Source organism: Mesorhizobium sp. M0410, from assembly GCF_040321435.1.
In the GTDB taxonomy this organism is placed as follows: Bacteria; Pseudomonadota; Alphaproteobacteria; order Rhizobiales; family Rhizobiaceae; genus Mesorhizobium.
Map to the genome: position 1 here is coordinate 193,455 of NZ_JAMYRN010000001.1, position 20,814 is coordinate 214,268.

At 61.7% G+C, this 20,814-nt stretch carries 21 protein-coding genes, 1 tRNA gene and 1 pseudogene; 14 read left to right on the top strand and 9 right to left on the bottom strand.

Features of this window, described 5'->3' with window-relative positions; all coding sequences use genetic code 11:
• Nucleotides 1–51: 51 nt before the first annotated feature.
• A complete protein-coding gene (locus tag NKI63_RS00950; protein ID WP_352820216.1) occupies nt 52–1,194 on the top strand; it encodes an alpha-hydroxy acid oxidase in 1,143 nt (380 codons plus the stop codon).
• 46 nt (nt 1,195–1,240) lie between these two features.
• Here NKI63_RS00950 and NKI63_RS00955 read toward each other — a convergent pair whose 3' ends face one another.
• The gene (locus NKI63_RS00955) at nt 1,241–1,555 is read right to left on the bottom strand and encodes an antibiotic biosynthesis monooxygenase family protein (protein WP_352506004.1); all 315 of its coding nucleotides are present in this window, start codon (nt 1,553–1,555) and stop codon (nt 1,241–1,243) included.
• 745 nt (nt 1,556–2,300) lie between these two features.
• Entirely contained in the window at nt 2,301–3,194 is an 894-nt protein-coding gene (locus tag NKI63_RS00960) for a LysR family transcriptional regulator (protein ID WP_352506005.1), read from the bottom strand.
• Between the two features lie 150 nt (nt 3,195–3,344).
• On the opposite strand from NKI63_RS00960, the gene NKI63_RS00965 reads away from it, so the two are divergent.
• The 6 genes and pseudogenes from NKI63_RS00965 (at nt 3,345) to NKI63_RS00990 (ending at nt 7,872) form a co-directional block, all read left to right on the top strand.
• The gene (locus NKI63_RS00965) at nt 3,345–3,551 is read left to right on the top strand and encodes a hypothetical protein (RefSeq protein WP_352506006.1); all 207 of its coding nucleotides are present in this window, start codon (nt 3,345–3,347) and stop codon (nt 3,549–3,551) included.
• 63 nt (nt 3,552–3,614) lie between these two features.
• Entirely contained in the window at nt 3,615–4,721 is a 1,107-nt protein-coding gene (locus NKI63_RS00970; RefSeq protein ID WP_352686462.1) for an alpha/beta hydrolase, read from the top strand.
• 75 nt (nt 4,722–4,796) lie between these two features.
• Nucleotides 4,797–5,267 carry a cyclophilin-like fold protein gene (locus tag NKI63_RS00975; RefSeq protein ID WP_352506008.1) on the top strand — a complete coding sequence of 157 codons (471 nt, stop codon included), beginning with the start codon at nt 4,797–4,799 and terminating at the stop codon, nt 5,265–5,267.
• A gap of 37 nt (nt 5,268–5,304) precedes the next feature.
• A complete protein-coding gene (locus NKI63_RS00980; RefSeq protein WP_502900431.1) occupies nt 5,305–5,829 on the top strand; it encodes a (R)-mandelonitrile lyase in 525 nt (174 codons plus the stop codon).
• A gap of 27 nt (nt 5,830–5,856) precedes the next feature.
• Nucleotides 5,857–6,633, top strand: a pseudogene (locus tag NKI63_RS00985) (carboxymuconolactone decarboxylase family protein).
• Between the two features lie 15 nt (nt 6,634–6,648).
• Entirely contained in the window at nt 6,649–7,872 is a 1,224-nt protein-coding gene (locus NKI63_RS00990) for an arabinose transporter (RefSeq protein ID WP_352506010.1), read from the top strand.
• Nucleotides 7,873–8,130: 258 nt separating this feature from the next.
• Here NKI63_RS00990 and NKI63_RS00995 read toward each other — a convergent pair.
• Nucleotides 8,131–8,207 (bottom strand) — tRNA-Arg (locus tag NKI63_RS00995).
• A 324-nt stretch (nt 8,208–8,531) separates the two neighbouring features.
• The gene (locus NKI63_RS01000; protein WP_352506011.1) at nt 8,532–10,019 is read right to left on the bottom strand and encodes an ATP-binding protein; all 1,488 of its coding nucleotides are present in this window, start codon (nt 10,017–10,019) and stop codon (nt 8,532–8,534) included.
• Between the two features lie 334 nt (nt 10,020–10,353).
• Between NKI63_RS01000 and rpmH the strand changes: the two genes are divergently transcribed.
• The 5 genes from rpmH (at nt 10,354) to yihA (ending at nt 14,141) form a co-directional block, all read left to right on the top strand.
• Nucleotides 10,354–10,488, top strand: coding sequence for a 50S ribosomal protein L34 (gene rpmH, locus NKI63_RS01005; RefSeq protein WP_008833937.1), 135 nt, complete (start codon nt 10,354–10,356; stop codon nt 10,486–10,488).
• A 23-nt stretch (nt 10,489–10,511) separates the two neighbouring features.
• The gene (gene rnpA, locus NKI63_RS01010) at nt 10,512–10,865 is read left to right on the top strand and encodes a ribonuclease P protein component (RefSeq protein ID WP_352452998.1); all 354 of its coding nucleotides are present in this window, start codon (nt 10,512–10,514) and stop codon (nt 10,863–10,865) included.
• 13 nt (nt 10,866–10,878) lie between these two features.
• Entirely contained in the window at nt 10,879–12,702 is a 1,824-nt protein-coding gene (yidC, locus tag NKI63_RS01015) for a membrane protein insertase YidC (RefSeq protein ID WP_352477052.1), read from the top strand.
• Nucleotides 12,703–12,846: 144 nt separating this feature from the next.
• The gene (locus tag NKI63_RS01020) at nt 12,847–13,485 is read left to right on the top strand and encodes a CatB-related O-acetyltransferase (protein ID WP_352452996.1); all 639 of its coding nucleotides are present in this window, start codon (nt 12,847–12,849) and stop codon (nt 13,483–13,485) included.
• Complete coding sequence (gene yihA, locus NKI63_RS01025; protein ID WP_352472343.1) at nt 13,482–14,141, top strand: ribosome biogenesis GTP-binding protein YihA/YsxC; 660 nt, start codon at nt 13,482–13,484, stop codon at nt 14,139–14,141. Before NKI63_RS01020 ends, yihA begins: the two co-directional genes overlap by 4 nt.
• Before the next feature lie 21 nt (nt 14,142–14,162).
• On the opposite strand, the gene NKI63_RS01030 is transcribed toward yihA, so the two are convergent.
• Nucleotides 14,163–14,912 (bottom strand): TetR/AcrR family transcriptional regulator, encoded by a 750-nt coding sequence (locus NKI63_RS01030; protein ID WP_352506014.1) that lies wholly within the window; start codon nt 14,910–14,912, stop codon nt 14,163–14,165.
• 143 nt (nt 14,913–15,055) lie between these two features.
• Between NKI63_RS01030 and NKI63_RS01035 the strand changes: the two genes are divergently transcribed.
• Nucleotides 15,056–16,234 (top strand): HlyD family secretion protein, encoded by a 1,179-nt coding sequence (locus NKI63_RS01035; protein WP_352820219.1) that lies wholly within the window; start codon nt 15,056–15,058, stop codon nt 16,232–16,234.
• A gap of 22 nt (nt 16,235–16,256) precedes the next feature.
• Nucleotides 16,257–17,849, top strand: a complete 1,593-nt coding sequence (locus NKI63_RS01040) for a DHA2 family efflux MFS transporter permease subunit (protein ID WP_502900432.1) — start codon at nt 16,257–16,259, stop codon at nt 17,847–17,849.
• Nucleotides 17,850–18,061: 212 nt separating this feature from the next.
• On the opposite strand, the gene msrB is transcribed toward NKI63_RS01040, so the two are convergent.
• The 4 genes from msrB to NKI63_RS01060 all read right to left on the bottom strand — a co-directional run bounded on the left by msrB (nt 18,062) and on the right by NKI63_RS01060 (nt 20,737).
• Nucleotides 18,062–18,562 (bottom strand): peptide-methionine (R)-S-oxide reductase MsrB, encoded by a 501-nt coding sequence (gene msrB / locus NKI63_RS01045; protein WP_352820221.1) that lies wholly within the window; start codon nt 18,560–18,562, stop codon nt 18,062–18,064.
• A 172-nt stretch (nt 18,563–18,734) separates the two neighbouring features.
• Entirely contained in the window at nt 18,735–19,292 is a 558-nt protein-coding gene (locus NKI63_RS01050; RefSeq protein WP_352820223.1) for a fasciclin domain-containing protein, read from the bottom strand.
• Between the two features lie 204 nt (nt 19,293–19,496).
• Nucleotides 19,497–20,201: an anti-sigma factor gene (locus NKI63_RS01055; protein ID WP_352820354.1), complete on the bottom strand. Its 705-nt coding sequence runs from the start codon at nt 20,199–20,201 to the stop codon at nt 19,497–19,499.
• Complete coding sequence (locus NKI63_RS01060; protein ID WP_352820225.1) at nt 20,198–20,737, bottom strand: sigma-70 family RNA polymerase sigma factor; 540 nt, start codon at nt 20,735–20,737, stop codon at nt 20,198–20,200. Before NKI63_RS01060 ends, NKI63_RS01055 begins: the two co-directional genes overlap by 4 nt.
• Between the last annotated feature and the right edge of the window lie 77 nt (nt 20,738–20,814).

The following is a 20,814-nucleotide window of genomic DNA, read 5'->3' on the forward strand; positions in this document are numbered from 1 at the left end:
CGACAGTTGCACAGGCTTGACATCAGGCCCGCCATATACCCGATTGATTTCATGAGATTGCAAAGCTGCTATAATTTTCAGGACTTCCGCCGGCTCGCAAAACAGCGCCTGCCAGGCCCAATCTTCAACTATATCGATGGCGGCGCGGACGACGAGACGACGCTGCGGCGCAACACGGCGGCTTTCGAGGACTGCGATCTCGTCCCTAACGTCCTTGCCGGCGTTGGACAGGTCGACATGTCGGTCACCGTCATGGGCCAGAAGCTGGCGATGCCGGTCTATTGTTCGCCGACGGCTCTCCAGCGGCTGTTTCACTACAGCGGCGAGCGCGCCGTCGCCGCGGCGGCGGAGAAGTTCGGCACGATGTTCGGCGTCTCGTCGCTCGGCACGGTCAGCCTGGAGGAAGTGCGCAAGCACAGGACGCCGCAGGTCTATCAGTTCTATTTCCACAGGGATCGCGGCCTGAACCGCGCCATGATGGAGCGCGCCAAGGCGTCCGGCGTCGAGGTGATGATGCTGACGGTCGACAGCGTCACCGGCGGAAACCGCGAGCGTGACCTGCGAACCGGCTTTTCCATCCCCTTTCGGCTTACGCTCGGCGGCGTGATGCAGTTCGCGATCAAGCCGAGTTGGGCTATAGACTATTTGACCCACGAAAAGTTCAGCCTGCCGCAGTTGGACGGCCATATCTATCTCGGTGGCGGAGCGCTTTCCATCAGCCGCTATTTCACGGAGATCCTCGACCCGTCGCTGGATTGGAAGGATGTCGAAGACATGGTCCGCTTCTGGAACGGCCAGTTCTGCCTGAAGGGGATCATTAGCGTCGCCGATGCCAGAAAGGCCGTCGACATCGGCTGCACCGGCATCGTTCTGTCAAATCATGGCGGCAGGCAGCTGGACGGCTCGCGCAGCCCCTTCGACCAGCTGTCCGAGATCGTCGACGCGGTGGGCGACAAGATAGACGTGATCATCGACAGCGGCGTCCAGCGCGGCACACATGTGCTGAAAGCCCTGTCGTTGGGCGCCAAGGCCGTCGGCGTCGGGCGCTACTACCTCTTCCCGCTGGCCGCCGCAGGACAGGCAGGCGTCGAACGGGCGCTCGGCCTGATGCGAACCGAGATCGAACGCGACATGCGGCTGATGGGATGCAGGTCGGTGACAGAGCTTTCCAAGGGGAATGTGCGGTTTAGGTGAGGGAGCCGGGAAGTGGCGCACGGCATAAGCTTTTCGAAGTGCGATACTATACCGACCTGCCGCCGCTCCTGCCGTCCGTTTCGAAGACAGTCTCGCCGGAAACAGCATCCGTATATCCGCCTTCAAGCTGCTGCAACGTATGCCGGAACCGATCAAGATTGCCGAGCATTGTGGGCCTGGCATCGACCATGTGCTGGAAAGTGTCCCACTCTCCAATCGAGAAGAAGGCGCCATCTCCCGATTTGATGAGAGCCATTTTTCGCAATCCCTCGAAGTTGCGCGGAGCGCTGCTGAACAGTTCGACGAATTCGTCTTCACTACCCGGCTTGACCCGGAAGCGGACGCTGTTGAACGCCGTCATGTACGTTCCCCCGTGAAAGACCTGAAGAAGCTCGAATATGCGAAAGCCCTAAGGCACTCAAACCCTTCGCACACGTGTACAGGAAAATCGGAAGGTTGGCTTCAGTCACCTCCGGCCGAATGCCCCGTTTCTGGCGCTATTTTGCCAGGTAGAGGACGACGCTCGATCTCAATCGGTACGCCCTTCCGACCGGCAATGAAACGCGCTGTTAACGCCGTTCGCGGGTGACAGGATGTTGGCCGCAGTTCGAAGGTATAATCTGCGTCTCGCTGTCAGTTGCGGAGGCGAAAATGAACGTGCTTCGGATTGCGCTCTTGTGCACGGCCATGATCGACCTTGGAATGCCGGCCGTTCGTGCTGAGGATCGGCCTGTGCCGCCGAACAACGAAGCCGCCACAGTGCAGCCGCCCGTTCATTGTGAAGGCCAAAACTGTCTCCCGCCGGCGAACGATCCTGTGCAGGAATGCACCGGCCAAGATTGCACGCCAGTTCCGCCAACTGAACCAGGTCCGGAGGTCAAGCAGGCCGACTGAGCAGCTTCAGCCGACACCGCTCTTTTGGCAGGGATGGCGCTCACTCCTCGCAATCTTCCGGCCGCAGGCGATAGATTCTGTTACCTATGTTCCCGGGGTGGGCATGAGTTTAATGGCGCCGCATCGGGGCGATGATGAGAACTCTGCCTATTGCCTCTAGAACACTCCCAAATGGGGCGTGAGCCAATCGCGCGGGTTTAGATCCTGTCGCTTCATTCCCGATGCCGCAATGCGTCCACAATAATCTTGAACGCAGGAAGGTTTTGGCGGCGGCTAGGATAATAGAGGAAATAGCCATCGAAGAAGGGCGACCAGTCGTCGAGGACCTGCACCAGCAACCCTGAGGCGACGTGCCGCTCCACGATGTTCTCGGGAACATAGGCGATACCATAGCCACTCACCGCGGCGTCGATCATGGCGTAGGTGTTGTTGAAGGTAAGTTGACCGTCCACACGGACACGCAGCGCCTGTCCATCCTTCTCGAATTCCCAGGCATAAAGACCGCCGGCGGTCTCGTGGCGCATGTTGATGCAGACATGGCGGATCAGGTCCTGCGGATGGACAGGCACACCGTGCGCCGCGAAGTATCGCGGCGAAGCCACGGCGACCAGGCGCCAGTCCGGGCCGATGCGGACCGCGATCATGTCTTTCTCGACGCTCTCTCCAAGCCGGACACCGGCGTCAAAGCCTTCCTCGACGATGTTGCGGAAGGTGCTGTCCAGGATCAGTTCGACGCCGATGTCGGGATAGGCGCTGAGGACCGGCTTAAGCTTCGGCCAGACCACGCTTTCGAGCGCGTGGTCGGACAGGGTCAACCTGATCGAGCCTGACGGCTTTTCGCGGAACGCCATCAGCGCTGCGATCTCGTCTTCGATTTCACCAATGCGCGGGGCGATCGTCTGTAGCAGCCTTTCGCCCGCAACGGTCGTCGCGACATTACGCGTCGTGCGGGTCAGAAGGCGTATGCCCATGCGTGTTTCGAGCTGCTTGATCGTGTGACTGAGCGTCGATTGCGCGACGCCGAGCTTTGCCGCTGCCTTGGTGAAGCTGCGCTCTTCTGCGACGGCCTGAAACCACGTCAATTGGTTGAGATCGGTTCTGGCCATGAGCTTCCTTCGTTTGCCATCTCGCAACAGATTATTCGATGTAGTCGATTAGTTCATGCCAATTTCGACGGGTAATCGTTTTATGGCAAAACCACTAGGTTTGCACTGCAACAACGCATTACCGCGATGTCGGTGATTTGGATGACATGGATGTCGCAAAATGCGGACGATGCGCCCGAGGCCGCCGGCAGCCTGATGGTCGCGGCGATCCAGGCTTCGATCCTTCTGGGCGCGATAGTCGGAGGGGTGCTGCTGGATGGCCTGACGATCTCCGCGACCTTTATCGGCAGCGTGGTTCTGGCCGGCTTTGCAATCGCGCTGATCGGCACCGGCCGGCGTCTGCTCGAGCCCGAATGACCGAGAGGGACTGGCCAAGGCGGCGAGTGGCTCAATTCAACCCAAACCTACAGGAGATCGGAAATGCCTATGAATACCCCTGATACGAAAACATCAGAGCGTGCAATCCACCGGCGCGAGCTTTTGAAGCTGACCGGTGCCGGCGCAGCCGCCTTCAGTGCGGCGTCACTCTTCAACATTCACTTCGCAAAGGCTCAAGACATGTCGAACGGTGCAAACAATTTCTACACGAGCGATCAGGTGACGCTCGAAAAGGTCGCCTTCAAAAGCCAATACCAGATGAATGTCGCGGGGAATCTGCTCGTTCCCAAGGACCTTGACCGCAATGCACGTCATCCGGCCATCGTCGTCGGCCATCCAATGGGCGCGGTGAAAGAGCAAAGCGCGACCCTCTATGCCACCAAGATGGCCGAGCAGGGTTTCATCGCCATGGCAATCGACCTGCCCTTCTGGGGCGAGAGCGAAGGCGAAGCCCGTCAGATCGTTTCGCCGGATGTCTATGCAGAAGCGTTCAGCGCAGCGGTGGATTTCCTTGGAACACGCGCGTTCGTCGACCGCAATCGCATCGGCGCGATTGGTGTCTGCGGCAGCGGCAGCTTCGTCATCAGCGCCGCCAAGATCGACCCGCGCATGCGCGCCATCGCCACGGTCAGCATGTATGACATGGGCGCGGCGAACCGAAACGCACTCAATCACTCGCTAAGCGTCGAGCAACGCAAGCAGATCATCGCGGCGGCCGCCGAGCAGCGCTACTCCGAATTCGAAGGCGGCCAGATCCAGCATACGGGCGGAACTGATCTCGAACTGACCGCGTCGACGCACCCCATCCAGCGTGAGTTCTACGATTTCTATCGGACATCCCGCGGAGAGTTTACCCCGGCGGGTGTCTCCGACCAGATAACGACCAAGCCGACGCTGACCAGCAATGTCAAATTCATGAACTTCTACCCGTTCAACGACATCGAGACGATCTCGCCGCGCCCAATGCTGTTCATCAGCGGCGATCAGGCGCATTCGAAGGAGTTCAGCGAGGAAGCCTACAGACTGGCAGCCGAGCCGAAGGAACTGGTCTGGGTCCAGGGCGCCGGTCACGTCGATCTCTACGACCGTGTGGACCTGATTCCGTTCGACAGGCTTACCAGCTTCTTCGGTCAGCATCTGGCCGCTTAACAAGGCCGTATTCGTCGAAGGGTGCGGCCGTGTGCCGGAATAATGGATATGGCCGCACCGATTGGGAGACCTTAAATGACACGCGACGCCACATGGCTTTCACGCCGCACCTTGCTGGCAGGCGCTGTCAGCTTCGCGCTTCCCTCTTCGGTGCACTCTCAGACCTCCACAACCCCGGGTACGAAAGGAGCCCCGATGCGCCTGAGATTTGTTTTTGCAGATCAGGATTTCACGGCGACGCTGGAGAACAATCCTTCCGCGCACGACCTGGTCTCAATGCTGCCGCTGGACCTGACGATCGACGACTATTCGTCCAACGAGAAGATCGCCTATCTGCCGCGCAAGCTCACCGAGGAAGGCAGCGGTCGCTTCGGGAACGAGGCGGCTGGCGATCTTTGCTACTACGCCCCCTGGGGCAATCTCGCGATGTTTCATGGTCCCTATCGTTGGTCGCGCGGCCTGATCCGGCTCGGGCGACTAGACCAGGGACCGGCGCCGCTTCTGATACGCGGAGAACATCCGCTGCGCGTCGAAATGCTTTCCTGAACCTGGAAGGCCGCTGCGCATCAGGACAATGCCGCGGGTGTCGGAAAAACCCGCATCATTCACCGGGAACAGCAAGAAGCTGCAAACGCAGAAGGAGACGAACATGAAGAAGATTCTCGCTGCCGCTGCAATCAGCACCGCCGGCCTAATGCCGGCCGAGGCCGAGACCATCGAAATCCGCACGAACGGCAGCACGCCGGCCGTGATCGGAACGGCGGACAACTTCACCGGGCAGGCGGTCATCAGTCCGCTCTATCCGCCTACCGACATGACGCGGGCGAGCACCGGACTTGTGAACTTCGCGCCCGGCGCGCGGACGGTCTGGCACAGCCATCCGGCAGGCCAGATGCTTATCATCACGGGCGGTCAAGGCTGGGTGCAGGAAGAGAGCAAGGAGCGGCGCGGCATCAATCCTGGCGATGTGGTCTGGATTCCGGCCGGCGTGAAGCACTGGCATGGAGCGACCGCGATCAGCCCCATGACGCATATCGCCTTGAGCTACATGCAGGACGGCAAGAACGTCGACTGGCTCGAACCTGTTTCCGACGAGCAATACCGCTGACGGGATAACGGAACGAAAGGCTTCATCATGAAAACCTCGACCGTTCTGGCTCTCGCTCTTTCCATGGGAGCCGTCGATACCGCCGCGCAAACCGGATCGCAGACCGGCAGCCTGTCCCGCGAAGACGTGCGAACCGTTTCGCCCGCGCTTGAGCGCTACGCCGATGAGAAGCTTGCAAATGGCCTCTGGAAGAGGCCGGGCCTGTCGCTGCGGGATCGCAGCATCGTCACTGTCGCTGCCGTGATCACGCGCAACCAGGACATTCTCCTGCCGGAGCAGGTGCATCTCGCACTCGACAATGGGGTGAAGCCGGCCGAAATCTCAGAGATTATCACGCATCTCGCCTTCTATGCCGGCTGGGGCAATGCGGTTGCCGCGACGGGCATCACGAAGGAGGTGTTCGCGGCGCGCGGTGTCGGACCCGACCAGCTCCCCAAGGCCATGGTTGATTTCCTGCCGCTGGACGAAAAAGCCGAGGCCGATCGCGCCGCCCGCGTCGCGCAAGGCACAGGACCGGCATCGCCGGGATAGGTGAGGGATACGACCGACGTATTGTTTCGCGACCTGTGGCTGCGGCCCGATCTCGCCCCGCGCGATCGCAGTCTGGTGACGGTCAGCGCCCTGATCTCGGCCGGCCAGGTCGAGCAGATTCCCTACCACCTCAACCGGGCGATGGATAATGGACTGATGCGCATGGAAGCCTCCGAAGCCATCAGCCATCTCGCGTACTACGCCGGATGGCCGAACGCTTTCTCGGCAGCCGCTGTTGCGCGCTCCGTGTTCGAGAAGCGCTCCGCCAACTGAACGCTGCTGGTCGCGATGACTCCTTTGCCCTCATCGTCCAGACCGCCGCCCTCGGCCGCCGTGACGTTGCTGCCGATCATGGCGGCCGTGTTGGCCGGCTTCCTCGTCATCGGCGCGGCCCTGCCGGTGCTGCCGCTGCATGTGAATCAGGATCTCGGCTTCGGAACTTTCGTCGTCGGCCTGGTTGCGGGCTCGCAATTTGCCGCGTCTCTGGTCACGCGCATATGGTCCGGCACCTATTCGGATGCGAATGGTGGCAAACGCAGCGTCGTCCTCGGCCTGATCGCCGCCGCCGGTGCTGGATTGCTGTATCTCCTGTCCTTGACCTTCGTGAGTTCGCCAACCCTCTCTGTTGCGATTCTTCTGGTGGGACGTGCGGTGCTCGGTGGAGCCGAAAGCTTCATCATCACCGGGGGCGTGAGCTGGGGATTGGCAATGGTCGATTCCGGCCATGCGGGGAAGGTCATCGCCTGGGTCGGCACGGCCATGTTCGCGGCGCTCGCCTTCGGCGGTCCGCTCGGCACGATGCTCTTTGTACCGTACGGCCTTGCGGCGATCGGCCTTATCACGACCTTGGCGCCACTGCTCGTTCTGCTGTTCCTATTGCGAGCGCCGAGTCCGCCTGTCCTATCGGCACGGACGAGATCCACTTTTGGCGGCGTGATTGGAGCGGTCTGGCTACCCGGACTTGGCGCGGCGCTTAGCAGCATCGGCTATTGCGCCATTCTCGCATTCAGCTCGCTCCTTTATGCCAATCACGGCTGGCAGCCCGTCTGGCTTGCCTTCACTGCCTTTGGCGCGGCGTTGATCGTGGCGCGAATGATGTTTGGCCATCTACCGGATAAGTTCGGCGGCGCGAGAATCGCCTTGGTGTTCGTTCTGGTGCAAGCGGCCGGATTGATCCTCATGGGATTGGCCCGAAGCACGATGATGGCATCCGCCGGAGCCGCTCTCGCGGGACTCGGCTACTCGCTCGTCTATCCCGGTCTGGGTGTCGAGGCTGTCCGTGACACCTCGCCTGAAAGCCGCGGGCTGGCAATGGGCATCTACACGGTCTTTCTCGATGTCGCGATGGCGCTAGGAAGCCCGGCGTTGGGATGGGCTGCCGATCGAGCAGGTTTGAGCGTTGTGTTCTTTATCAGCGCCGGTGTCACCTTTTGTACGACGGCCATTGCCTTGTATTTAGCCTACAGCACGCACCGAGGCCGACGGGCGCCTGCAAAGAGGTCTTATTGGTAAACTTCGCGGCAATCAGCGGCCTTCTACGTTCGCAACCGAAGTAGATTTAGAGTGAAATGGCTGATGCCACCCAAGTGATATATGGCACGTGCCTGCTGATCAGAAATCAGCCATTCAACCCGAGAGATTCGACCTTTTCCACCGCCTAACGCCGCCGTTTCTACGCCTTTCGCTCGCGGACTATCTCCCGCTCTTTGCGCGGGCGTAGTCTGATGGGAATCGGGCTATATCGTACGATTGCGCGCTATCGGCGGTATTTGGCGCGCCCGAAGAGATTCGAACTCCTGACCCCCAGATTCGTAGTCTGGTGCTCTATCCAGCTGAGCTACGGGCGCGCAACAGGCCATGCTTGGCATAGCCCCGCGATCCGATCCTGGCGACCGGCCGCGATGTGACGTGTTCCCTAGCGACTGAATTTGCGAAAAGCAAGCCGATCCTGGCCAAAAGTTTTGCAGTCATGCTTTGCCGTCATGCGCCGGCCGGCGAAGGCAAGACCGCGTCACGCGGCGGCCGAGCCGACAAGTCGTAGTCTTGGATCGGTCATTTGCCAGTCGGAACGGTCCGTAACGAAACGAGCCGTTGCACGGCGGCCGAGCCGATGGCTCGTAGTCTCGGACCAACCCTTTGCGAATTGAAACGATCCGTAACGAAACGGTTCGTTACGCGGGGCGGCGCAGCCCGTTGCGGGCCTGGTCGAGCCGGACCGGCTGGTCGGGAATGGTGACCGCGAATGTGGTGCGGCCGCCGATCGATTCGACCAGCTCCACCGTGCCGCCATGGGCGCGGATCAATTCATGGGCGATCGCCAGGCCAAGGCCGGTGCCGCCGCTACGGGCCGAGCCGCGAAATGCCGCGAACAGGTTTTCTCGCGCCTTTGGCGGCAGGCCGGGGCCGGTGTCGGTGACGACGATGCGGCTGACGCTGCCGATGCGCTCGGCCGATATGGTCAGGCGGCGCACCACGGCGCTCTCGGTATCCGCCGCCATCGCCTGCACGGCGTTGCGGCTAAGATTGGTGAGCACGCGGAACAGCTGGTCGGAATCGGCATCGACCTCGAGCACCGGGTCGACGGCGTTGACGAATTCGATGCCGCATTCGATATCGAGCAGGCCCTGGACGTCTTCGACCAGCTGACGCAGCCGCAGCCTGCGGCGCGACGGCGGCGGCTCCTGGGTGCGGCCATAGGCCAGCACGCCCTCCGAATAGGACACCGCACGGTCGAGCGCGCGCAGCAGTTTTGGCGCGAAGGCCTGCACGGTCGGGTCCTTGACCTGGCGCAGGCGGTCCGACATCAGCTGCGCCGAGGCGAGGATGTTGCGCATGTCGTGGTTGATCTTCGACACGGCCAGGCCGAGATCGGCCAGGTGCTTCTGCTCGGTCAGCATCTTCTGCAGCCGCTCCTGCATCTGCGACAGTTCGCGTTCGGCGACGCCGATCTCGTCGGCCCGGGCGGCGGGGTGAATGATGCGGCCGGGATCGTCGGGCGCCTCGGAAAAGGACAGCATCGAGCGTGTCATCGTCCTGATCGGGCCGATCATGATCAGGTCTATCGCGGCATAGACCAGCATGGCGGTGAACAGCGAGATCAGCAGCGAGACGAAGGCGACGTTGCGCGAATAGATCAGCATGGCATTGCGCAGGCGGTGGTCGGGCATGATCAGCTCGAATTCCTTGTCGCTGTCGCCAACCGGCCCGAAAACGCGCAGCATCCGCTTGCCGCCGAAAAACAGCGTGTCCAGCGCGCCGGTCATGCCCTTGATCATGCCGACATTGGCGATATCGATATGCTCGTCGACCTGCGGCGGCATTTCGGCCACGACCAGAAGCCGCGAGACGCCGCCGTCGCGCACGGCGATCGCCTTGGCGCCGATCGCCATCAGTACGTCGTTCTGGGCGGCACGCGACAGCGAGGCAGGTTCGCCCTGCACCAGGACGATGGAAACCGCGGCGGCGGTGCTCAGCCTTTCCTTCAGCCAGCTCAGCCTGTAGCTGGCGATCCAGGGCACGAAGATGAGGATTTCGGCCAAGAGCACGAAGACGATGGTGAGCAGCAGCAGCTTCGTCGACAGGCCGCGCGCCAGCGGCACCCTGCGGGTGGCGTCCTTCGCCTGGGCGATGCTTTCGTCGGTTGCTGGGACTTCACTCATGCTCGTCGTCACGGCTGCCTGTCATCACGGCTGCTTGTCTTAAGGACTGCTCGTCTTCACGATCGCTTGATCGGGCAAGATTAGGCGATTGCGGCTTTTTTGCCAAATTCATCCTTGGTCGAAGCCGGAAAGAGGCCGCAAGGACTACCCTGCCAGTCCGACAACGCCGGCCCGACAGGCTGGATTGACTTCCAAAACCCTTCTTTCTATAAGCCCGCTCACGCTCGGGCCATTCGTCCCGGCGCGGTTTCGATCGCGCCAAAACCGGCCCGGCAAAGCTCCTGTTACAAAGTGACAGAATCAAGAAGGGCCGCACCCCGCGGTATTTAAACAAATGAAGCGTACTTACCAGCCGTCCAAACTCGTTCGCAAACGCAGGCACGGTTTCCGTGCCCGCATGGCCACCAAGGGTGGCCGCGGCGTCGTCGCAGCCCGCCGCAACCGCGGCCGCAAGCGTCTCAGCGCCTGAGCACCGAGCGAGAGACAAAATCGTTGCCCGCAACCGGCAAGCCAACGGGTGCCCATCCCAAGCGGCTTCTGAAGCGCGCGGAATTCCTGGCCGTCCGCCGTGGTGAAAAGCGCCGCGGGCGGCTTTTCCTCGTCGAGGTCCTGGGCCGCGGCGACGGCGAGGCGCCGCGTGTCGGCTATACCGTCACCAGGAAGGTCGGCAACGCCGTCGTTCGCAACCGCATCCGGCGGCGGCTGAGAGAGGCCGTGCGCACGCATGCCGCGGATGACATGGCGCCGGGCAATGATTATGTCATCGTCGGGCGCGAAGACGTGCTTACGACTCCGTTCGGCCAGTTGAAGGCCGAACTCTCCCGCAGATTGCGTGGAACACGATAGGCCAAGGGCTTCGATGGAAAACAACCGCAACTTCTTCATCACCATCGCACTGTCGGTGCTGATCCTGGCGCTTTGGCAATATTTCTACGTGATGCCGCGCAGCGAGATGCAGCGCGAAGCCGCCCGCATCGAAGAACAGCGCGTGGCGGAGCAGAAGAAGGCTGCCCAAGGCACCGCTCCCGGCGCGAGCGAAACACCGGTGCAGCCGGGCGCCATTCCGAGCGCGCCCGGCGGCGACGCGGTGACGCCGGCCGGCCGCGAGCAGGCGATTGCTTCGACCAAGCGCGTCAAGATCGACACGCCGAGCCTCGAAGGCTCGATCAACCTCACCGGCGCGCGCCTCGACGATCTCCGGCTCAAGCATTACAGGGAGACGGTCGACAAGACCTCGCCCGAGATCGCGTTGCTCAACCCGGCGTCCCTGCCAAACGGCTATTTCGCCGAGATCGGCTTTTCCGGCACGCCGGATGTGGGCAGGCTGCCCGGCCCCGACACGGTCTGGCAGACCGACGGCAATGCGACGCTGACACCAGCGACGCCGGTCACGCTGACCTTCACCAACGACAAAGGCCTGGTTTTCAAGCGCACCTTCTCGGTCGACAGCCAATATATGTTCACCGTATCCGACACGGTCCAGAACGGCGGCTCGGCACCCGCGACGTTGTCGAACTATGGCCGCGTCACCCGCTTCGACAAGCCGGCTATCGCCAGCACCTATGTGCTGCACGAGGGCCTGATCGGCGTTACCGGAAGCGAGGGCCTGCAGGAATACAAATACTCCAGCGTCGAATCGGACAAGGAGTACAAACCAGGCAAGTCGAGCGACGGCTGGCTCGGCATCACCGATAAATACTGGGCGGTGACCCTGGTGCCGCCGAGCGGCCGCGAATTTCAGCCCAAATTCTCTTATTTCGAGTTCAAAAGCGGACCCCACCCGCATAGCTACCAATCCGATTTCCTGTCCGATCCGGTCACAATCGCTCCCGGGCAATCGACGACCGTGGAGTCGGAGATATTCGCCGGCGCCAAGGAAGTTTCGACGATCAACGCCTATGAAAAGGACCGTCATATTCGCCAGTTCGACCTGCTGATCGACTGGGGCTGGTTCTATTTCATCACCAAGCCGATGTTCTGGCTGATCGACACGCTCTACAAATTCTTCGGCAATTTCGGCCTGGCGATCCTCGCCACCACCGTCATCGTCAAGGCGCTGTTCTTCCCGCTCGCCAACAAGTCCTATGCGTCGATGGCGAACATGAAGAAGGTGCAGCCCAAGATGCTCGAGATCCGCGAGAAATACGCGGACGACAAGATGAAGCAGCAGCAGGCGATGATGGAGCTGTACAAGACCGAGAAGATCAATCCGCTCGCCGGCTGCTGGCCGGTGGCGTTGCAGATTCCGGTGTTCTTCTCGCTCTACAAGGTGCTCTACATCACCATCGAGATGCGGCACGCGCCGTTCTTCGGCTGGATCCAGGATCTGGCGGCGCCGGACCCGACATCGATTTTCAACCTGTTCGGGCTGATCCCGATCACCTTGCCGCACATGCTGATGATCGGCGTCTGGCCGCTGATCATGGGCGTGACGATGTTCCTGCAGATGCGCATGAACCCGACGCCGCCGGACCCGACGCAGGCGGCGATCTTCACCTGGATGCCCGTGATCTTCACCTTCATGATGGCGGGTTTTCCGGCCGGTCTCGTTATCTACTGGGCCTGGAACAACACGCTGTCGATCCTGCAGCAGGGCGTGATCATGAAGCGGCAGGGCGCCAAGATCGAACTGTGGGACAATCTGGTCGCGCTGTTCCGCAAGAAACCGTCGCCGGCGGAATAGCCGGCGCTCCGATGATGCGAAACCAGAAAGCCCCGGTTCGTCCGGGGCTTTTTGTACAGGCTGGCGGTCTGGATTAAGCGATTGGTACGGCCGGGCGGATCGCGCTATTTTGACCTGGCTGGCAGTTGCCCGACGGAGCTCGATATGACCGGACCCAATCCATCGATCAAGCATCCGATCCCGTTGCACACGCGCGTCGGCTTTCTGAAACCGCTGGTAACGGCGCCGAACATCGAGATCGGCGATTTCACCTACTATGACGACCCTGACGGGCCCGACAAATTCGCCGAAAAATGCGTGCTGCATCATTACCCGTTCATCGGCGACAGGCTGGTCATCGGCAAGTTCTGCGCCATTGCCGAAGGCGCGCGCTTCATCATGAACGGCGCCAATCACGCCATGTCCGGTTTTTCGACCTATCCGTTCAACATCTTCGGTCACGGCTGGGAGGAAGGCTTCGACCCGGCGACATGGTCGAAGGAGGTCCGCGGCGACACGATCGTCGGCAATGATGTCTGGATCGGCATGGAAGCGGTGATGCTGCCGGGCGTGAAGATCGGCGACGGCGCCATTGTCGCGGCAAAGTCGGTGGTGACGCACGATGTGCCGGCCTATGCGATCGTCGCCGGCAATCCGGCCAAGGTGGTAAAGATGCGCTTCGACGACAGGACCATCCGGCGGCTGCTGGCGCTGGCGTGGTGGCACTGGCCGGTGGAAAAGATCAGCCGCAATCTCGATGCCATTCGTGGCAGCAACATTTTTCTTCTGGAGGCAGCGGTTTGAACGCGTTGAACAAGACCACGATCGGCATCGAATTGTTCACGCGAGCCTGGATATTCATCCGCGGCGTGCCGGCGATGAAATTCCTGCCGCCGGAGGGTCCGCCCGAGATCGCCTTTGCCGGCCGCTCCAATGTCGGCAAATCGTCGCTGATCAACGCGCTGGTCAACCAGAAGGGGCTGGCGCGCACCTCCAACACACCGGGCCGCACGCAAGAACTCAACTATTTCGTGCCGGGCGGATTTTCGGGAGAGGGCGCCGACCTGCCGCCGATGGCCCTGGTCGACATGCCGGGCTATGGCTACGCCACGGCGCCGAAGGAAAAGGTCGACGAGTGGACGAAGCTCGTGTTCGACTATCTGAAGGGCCGGGTGACGCTGAAGCGCGTCTACGTGCTGATCGATGCCCGCCATGGCATCAAGGCCAAGGACGACGAGGTGCTGTCGCTGCTCGACAAGGCGGCGGTGTCGTATCAGATCGTGCTGACCAAGACCGACAAGATCAAGGCGGCGGGGGTACCGCGACTGGTCGAGGAAACGCTTCAGAAGATCAAGAAACGCCCGGCGGCCTTCCCCTTCGTGCTCGCCACGTCGTCGGAAAAGAGCGAGGGCCTCGAGGAACTGCGTGCGGCGATCGTGCTCGCCGCCAATGGCGGATAGGCAACGGCCTCCGACGGCTGGTCAGGCGGGACTGGAGGCCCGTTCCTGCTCTGCAAGCTGTTCTGTGCCGTAGGCCTTCAGGAACACGTCGACGCCCGACCTGACGATATGTTCAATCTCGGCCACACTTGGCGCCTTGGTGCGGTAGGCGAATATGCACTGGCGGAAAAGACCGGCCAGGCACAGTTCGGTGAACTGATAGGCGGCAAGCTCGACGTCGTCGATCTTCAGCAGACCGCGTTCGATAGCCATGTTGAGGAAAACGACAACCCTGTCATGGCCGCGCTTCGGCCCGCGTTCGTAAAATCGCGCGCCAAGCTCCGGAATCCGTTCCGACGCACCGATCACCGTCCGCTGCGCCAGGATGACCCTCGCCGAAGTGATCTTCATGGATAGCACGATGCCGAACTTCACCAGCGTCTGGCGAAGGTCGCCGATCTGGTCGAGCACCTCATACATGTTCTTGAAGATCGTGCCGCGTTCTTCCTCGATCAGCGCTTCGAACAGCTCTTCCTTGTTGGCGAAGTAGACATAGATCGTGCCCTTGGACACGCCGGCCTCGCGCGTAATGTCGTTCATCGACGCGGCTTCGAAGCCCTTGTCGATGAAGACACGGCGCGCACCCTCGATGATCTGGCTGCGCTTGACCGGGTCTTGCCCCGCGGCCGGGCGGCCGCGCGGCAGACTGTCCAGCAGATCGCACTGCTCCTTGCCAGCGCTGGACAATGGGCCTGAATCAGACAAAGGAGCGGCCTTGGGGGCTTCGGCCATAATGTCACACCTCGTAAAATAATTCGAACCATCCGGTTCGATTGCTCTTGATATGGGCCTGTTTAAGCGCTAAGTCAACGTCGAGATCGAACCGAACGGTTCAGTCTGACAACATTCAGCGCCAATTAATTTAGAGAGATATCATGTCCTCGAACGCGCCCACCAGTGCCGAAGTCCGCCCTTTCCCCAGCGCCAAGGTCCAACCTGCGATCGAAGCGCCGGAAGCCCCTCTCAAGCCCGCCGACATCACCCCGCTGGCTCCCGCCAAAAAGAAGCGCCCGATGCGCTCGATGTTGTTGCCCATCATCGGCCTGGCCCTGCTGGGCGCCGGCGCATGGTATGGCTACGATTACTGGACCGACGGGCGCTTCATGATCTCGACCGACGACGCCTATGTCCAGGCCGACACGGCGTTCATCTCGCCAAAAATCTCAGGCTATGTCGATCAGGTCAAAGTGACTGAGAACCAGCAGGTGAAGGCAGGCGACCCGCTGCTGATCGTCGATGACGGTGACTACAAGATAGCCGTTGCCCAGGCCGAGGCGCAGATCGCCACGTTGAGCAAGACGCTCGACCGCATCGATGCCCAAACCGAAGCGGCCCGCGCCTCGCTCAAGCAGGCGCAGGCGCAGAAGACCGCCGACCAGGCCGCGGCAGACAATGCGAAGCGGGTTCAGGTCCGTGCCGCCCAGTTGCTCAAGACCCGCGTCGGTACCCAGGCCCAGTTGGACGATGCCCAGACGGCGGTCGAGCAAGCCAATGCCGCTCTAGCCGGCGCCGACGCGCAGATCGCGGCGGCTCAGGCCAATATCGGCGTGCTCCAGGCGCAGCGGGCGGAATCGGCCAGCACGCTGGCCTCGCTGCAGCTTGCCCACGACAAGGCGGTGCGGGATCTGTCTTTCACCGTGCTGCGCGCACCCTATGACGGCGTGGTCGGCAACCGCTCGGTCGAGCAGGGCGACCTGATCAGCCCCGGACAGAAGCTCGCCGTCATCGTGCCAATGGACAAGCTCTACATCGTCGCCAATTTCAAGGAGACGCAACTTGCCCGGCTGGTGCCTGGTGAAAAGGTCAGGGTGTCGGTCGACGCGATCGATGGCCAGGATTTCGAGGGTACCGTGTCGTCGCTGGCGCCGGCTTCGGGAGCAGTGTTCTCGCTGCTGCCGCCGGAGAACGCCACAGGCAATTTCACCAAGGTGGTGCAGCGCGTTCCGGTTCGCATCGACGTGCCCGCGGATGTGCTGAAGACGGGTAAACTGCGCGCCGGCCTGAGCGTCGTCGTCGCGGTCGACAGCCGCACGGCGCCTTCGGCATCGAAGTAAAGCGGAACCGGGAGCAAGGGTCATGGCGACCGCAACCATTACCGCCGGATCGGTGTCGGCCATTCCGGCCCAGACAGATCACATGCCGATCCGCCGCGTCATCGCCTTCCTGGCGATGGTGTTCGGCATGTTCATGGCGATCCTGGACATCCAGATCGTCTCAGCCTCGCTGGCCGAGATCCAGGCGGGCTTGAGCGCCAGCTCGGACGAGATCCCGTGGGTGCAGACGGCCTATCTGATTGCCGAGGTCGTGATGATCCCGCTGTCCGGCTTTCTCAGCCGGATGCTGTCGACGCGCGTGCTGTTCACAATCTCGGCGGCGGGCTTCACCGCGGCCAGCGCGCTGGCGGCAACCGCAACCAATATCGACCAGATGATTGTTTACCGCGCCGTGCAGGGCTTCATCGGCGGCGGCATGATCCCGAGCGTCTTTGCAGCCGCCTTCACCATCTTCCCGCCGTCCCGCCGCGCCGTCGTCTCGCCGATGATCGGCCTGGTGGCGACGCTGGCGCCGACCATCGGCCCGACCGTCGGCGGCTATATCAGCCATGCCATGTCCTGGCATTGGCTGTTCCTGGTCAACGTCGTGCCCGGCATTCTGGTGACGACGGCCGCCTGGTCGCTGATCGACTTCGACAAACCCAATCTCAAGCTGTTCAGCAAGTTCGACTGGTGGGGGCTTGCCGGCATGGCCGCCTTCCTGGGCTGCATGGAATATGTGCTGGAGGAAGGTCCCAACAACGACTGGCTGCAGGATCAGGCGGTGTTCGTCTGCGCCGTCATCATGACCTTCGGCGCGGTGCTGTTCTTCTGGCGCGTGTTCACCGCCGAGGAGCCGATTGTCGATCTGAGGGCTTTCAGCAATATCAATTTTGCGTTCGGCTCGCTGTTCTCCTTCGTGGTCGGCATCGGCCTCTACGGTCTGACCTATCTTTATCCCGTGTTCCTGGGGCGCATCCGCGGCTACGATTCGATGATGATCGGCGAGGCGCTGTTCGTCAGCGGCCTGGCCATGTTCTTCACCGCGCCGATCTCCGGCATCCTGTCGAACAAGATGGACCCGCGCATCATGATGATGATCGGCTTCTTCGGCTTCGCCACGGGAACCTGGTGGATGACGCATCTCACCGCCGACTGGGATTTCTATGAACTGCTGATCCCGCAGATCCTGCGCGGCTGCTCGATGATGCTGTGCATGGTGCCGATCAACAACATTGCGCTCGGAACCTTGCCGCCGGAGCGGCTGAAGAATGCGTCTGGCCTGTTCAACCTGACCCGCAATCTCGGCGGCGCCGTCGGCCTGGCCGTCATCAACACCGTGCTGATCGACCGCAATGCCTTCCACTACGCCAGGCTCTCCGAGCACGTGCAATGGGGAAGTGCCGCTGCGCAACAGAAGCTGCAGAACATGACGCTCAACTTCGAGCAGACCGCCGGGCTCGACGCCTCCAAGGCGGCCATCTCCAAACTGTTAGGCATGGTCCAGCAGCAGGCGTCGCTGCTGTCGTTCATGGACGTATTCTTTATGCTGACGGTTTTGTTCGCGACGCTTGGGCTCTTCACCCTGGTGATCCGCAAGCCAGCCGCTCAGGGCGGCGGTGGCGGAGGCCATTGAGGCGCGCTGGATCCCCCGCCTGGCGCCCTCGCGCATGACCCCGAAAAGCGATTTTCGGGGTCATGCGCAAAATCAACCATTACGAAGTCTTGGAGCGGCGGACACTCCAGCGCTCCAACTTTTTGTTTGAGCATCGGATTTTCCCAAAACCGCTTCGCACTTTGGGTCCGATGCTCTAGCGCGCTCCGACAAAGTAAGGGTCGCAGCCGTCCTCACGCCGTCGCCGGCTTGAAGGTCAAGGCGACGCCATTGATGCAGTGTCGCAACCCGGTCGGCGGCGGACCGTCGTCGAAGACGTGGCCGAGATGGCCGCCGCAGCGGCGACAATGGACCTCGGTGCGGGTCATGCCCAACGACCTGTCCACGGTCTTGCCGATGGAATTCGGGATTTCCTGCCAGAAGCTCGGCCAGCCTGTGCCGGAATCGAACTTGGTCTCAGACGAATAGACCGGCAGGCCGCAGCCGGCGCAAGCGAAGATGCCTTTGCGGTGCTCGTTGAGCAGCGGACTGGTGCCCGGATATTCGGTGCCCTCCTTGCGCAGCACATTAAAGGCCGCGTCGGACAGGATGGCGCGCCACTCGGCCTCGGTCTTGGTAACCTCGAAAGTCTCGGCCGCGCGTGCATCCTGGGCTCCGCCCATGCGCAGCGTGGTGGCGCCTGCGACAACGCCAATGGCTGCCGCACCACTCAAAAGAAGCTCGCGACGGTTCATGGCCATTCCTCCTGTTACTGCTTGTGCCAAATTCGACCGCCACACGGAAATCAAAAGCCGGTGACGATCGCTGTCCTCAAAGCGGGACTCCGCGCCTATCCATCTTGCGTGAACGGCGCGGAGTGTGCGCAGGGAGGCCCCTAGCGATATCTTCGCCGGCAGCGTGCGTTTGTTACATCTTCGGCAGGAGAACCTTGTCGACGACGTGGATGACGCCGTTGGACTGTTCGACATCGGCGATGGTCACATTGGCGACGTTGCCGTTCTCGTCGGTCACGGTGACCTTGCCGCCGTCGGTCTTGAGCGACAGTTCGCAACCACCGACCGTCTTGACCTTGTGCGTGCCGCCGTCGTGCTTGACCATCTTGGCGACGTCGGCGGCCATCGCTTTGGCGCCGATGACATGGCAGGTCAGGATCTTGATCAGCTTGTCCTTGTTTTCAGGCTTGAGCAGCGTCTCCACCGTGCCGGCTGGAAGTGCCGCAAAGGCCTCGTTGGTCGGCGCGAACACGGTGAAGGGGCCGGCGCTTTGCAGCGTATGGACCAGGCCGCCTGCCTTGACGGCAGCGACCAGCGTCGTGTGGTCCTTCGAGTTGACAGCATTTTCGACGATGTTTTTCTGGGCATACATGGCGGCGCCGCCTACCATCGGGTTTTGGGCATAGGCAATGGTGGCGAGCGCAGAAATGGCGACCGTGCCGGCAAGCAAAAGGGTGGCGAATTTACGCATGATTTCAATCTCCTCGGGTTATCGTTCCCCTAATTCGGGAACGCAAGGAGATACGCGATAGAAAATTCCGGAGTTTCGTCCTCTCCGCAAAAAAATTGTGTCGCTGAAATTTCCCGGCGCGGATCGACAACCACCAACAAGCTTTGCAGGCGTTTAAATCGCGGAAGATAGATTTTCAGGTCTGCTTCCGGAGATGAGGAGCGGTCAGATGCTCTTCAGATCGCCCGCTGCGACCACCGGTCCAGTCGGCTGGCCGGTCGGTGAACCGCCGGCAGGCTCAACGCTGACCGCAAGCACGGCGCCTTGCGCCAACTTCTCCTGGACGGCGGGCGGGATGGCCAAATGCGCGGTCGCACCGGCCGGGATGACGCCCATCGACACCGGCGCCTTCTTGCCTTCAATCATCCACAATTCGAAGTCCTTGCCGGCGGCCCGCTCGCCGGAAACGTGGGAAAGACCGACCTCGTGACGGGCGGCATCGTAGACAACGAGATATTTGACGTCGCTGCTTTCGGCCGCCAGCGAGGCGACAAGCCGCGTCTGCGGCGGTTCGGTGGGCGGGCGGAAGTAAGGCACGGCGATGTAGATCGCCAGCGCCGCAATGGCGGCGGCGGCGAGACCGCGCCAGAAGCCAAGGCTCGACCAGAGGCCGGCGCGCGGCTCTGCAGCGAACAACCGGCGGTCCAATGCTTCCTTGACCCTGATCGGAGGCTCTGTCTCCGGATACGCGGCGGCCATCGGCGAAAGATGCGCCTCCCAGCTATCGACAAGGCGCGCGAAGGCGGCGTCCGCATCGATGCGGCGCGACGCGATCTCGCGTTCATCGGCGGCTAGAACGCCAAGAACGTATTCGGCGGCGAACAGGTCGTCGCCCCCACGTTCCGGTCGATTGTCGTCAGCCAGCGTCATCTTTCCAGGCATTCTCTCAGTTTCAACAGGCTGCGACGCAGCCAGGTCCGCATCGTATTCAGCGGTACGCCATAGCGCTCCGCCAGCTCGGCATAGCTTTTGCCATCCAGATAGGCGCCCCGGACGGCCGCCGCCCGGTTCTTTTCCAATTCCTCGAGACAATGGTAGATGCGTCCGGACTCACCGCCCGCCACGGCCATGGCCTCCGGCCCCGGCGCCGGATCGGCCACGTCGAGCGCGGCATCGATATAGGCGGCAGGCTCTCGCCGCGCTCTGATCCGATCGATCGCATGATTGCGCGCAATGGCCACCAGCCAGGAGATCGGGCTCAGATCCGAAACGGCGAAACGGTCCGCCTTCGTCCATATCTTGACGAAGATCTCTTGAAGCGCCTCTTCTGCATCTCCCCGATCCTTCAATACACGAAGGCAGACGCCGAAAAGTTTCGCGCTGGTCTGCCGGTAGAGCAGATCGAACGCAGCCCGGTCCTTCATCGAAGTCCGGACAATCAGGTTGCTGATGTCCTGCGGCGTCATCGGCCGCCAAATTAGGCGATTGCAATGTATTTGCAACGACTGAAATGGTCTTGCGCACCGGCAGCGCCAGCCTCGAT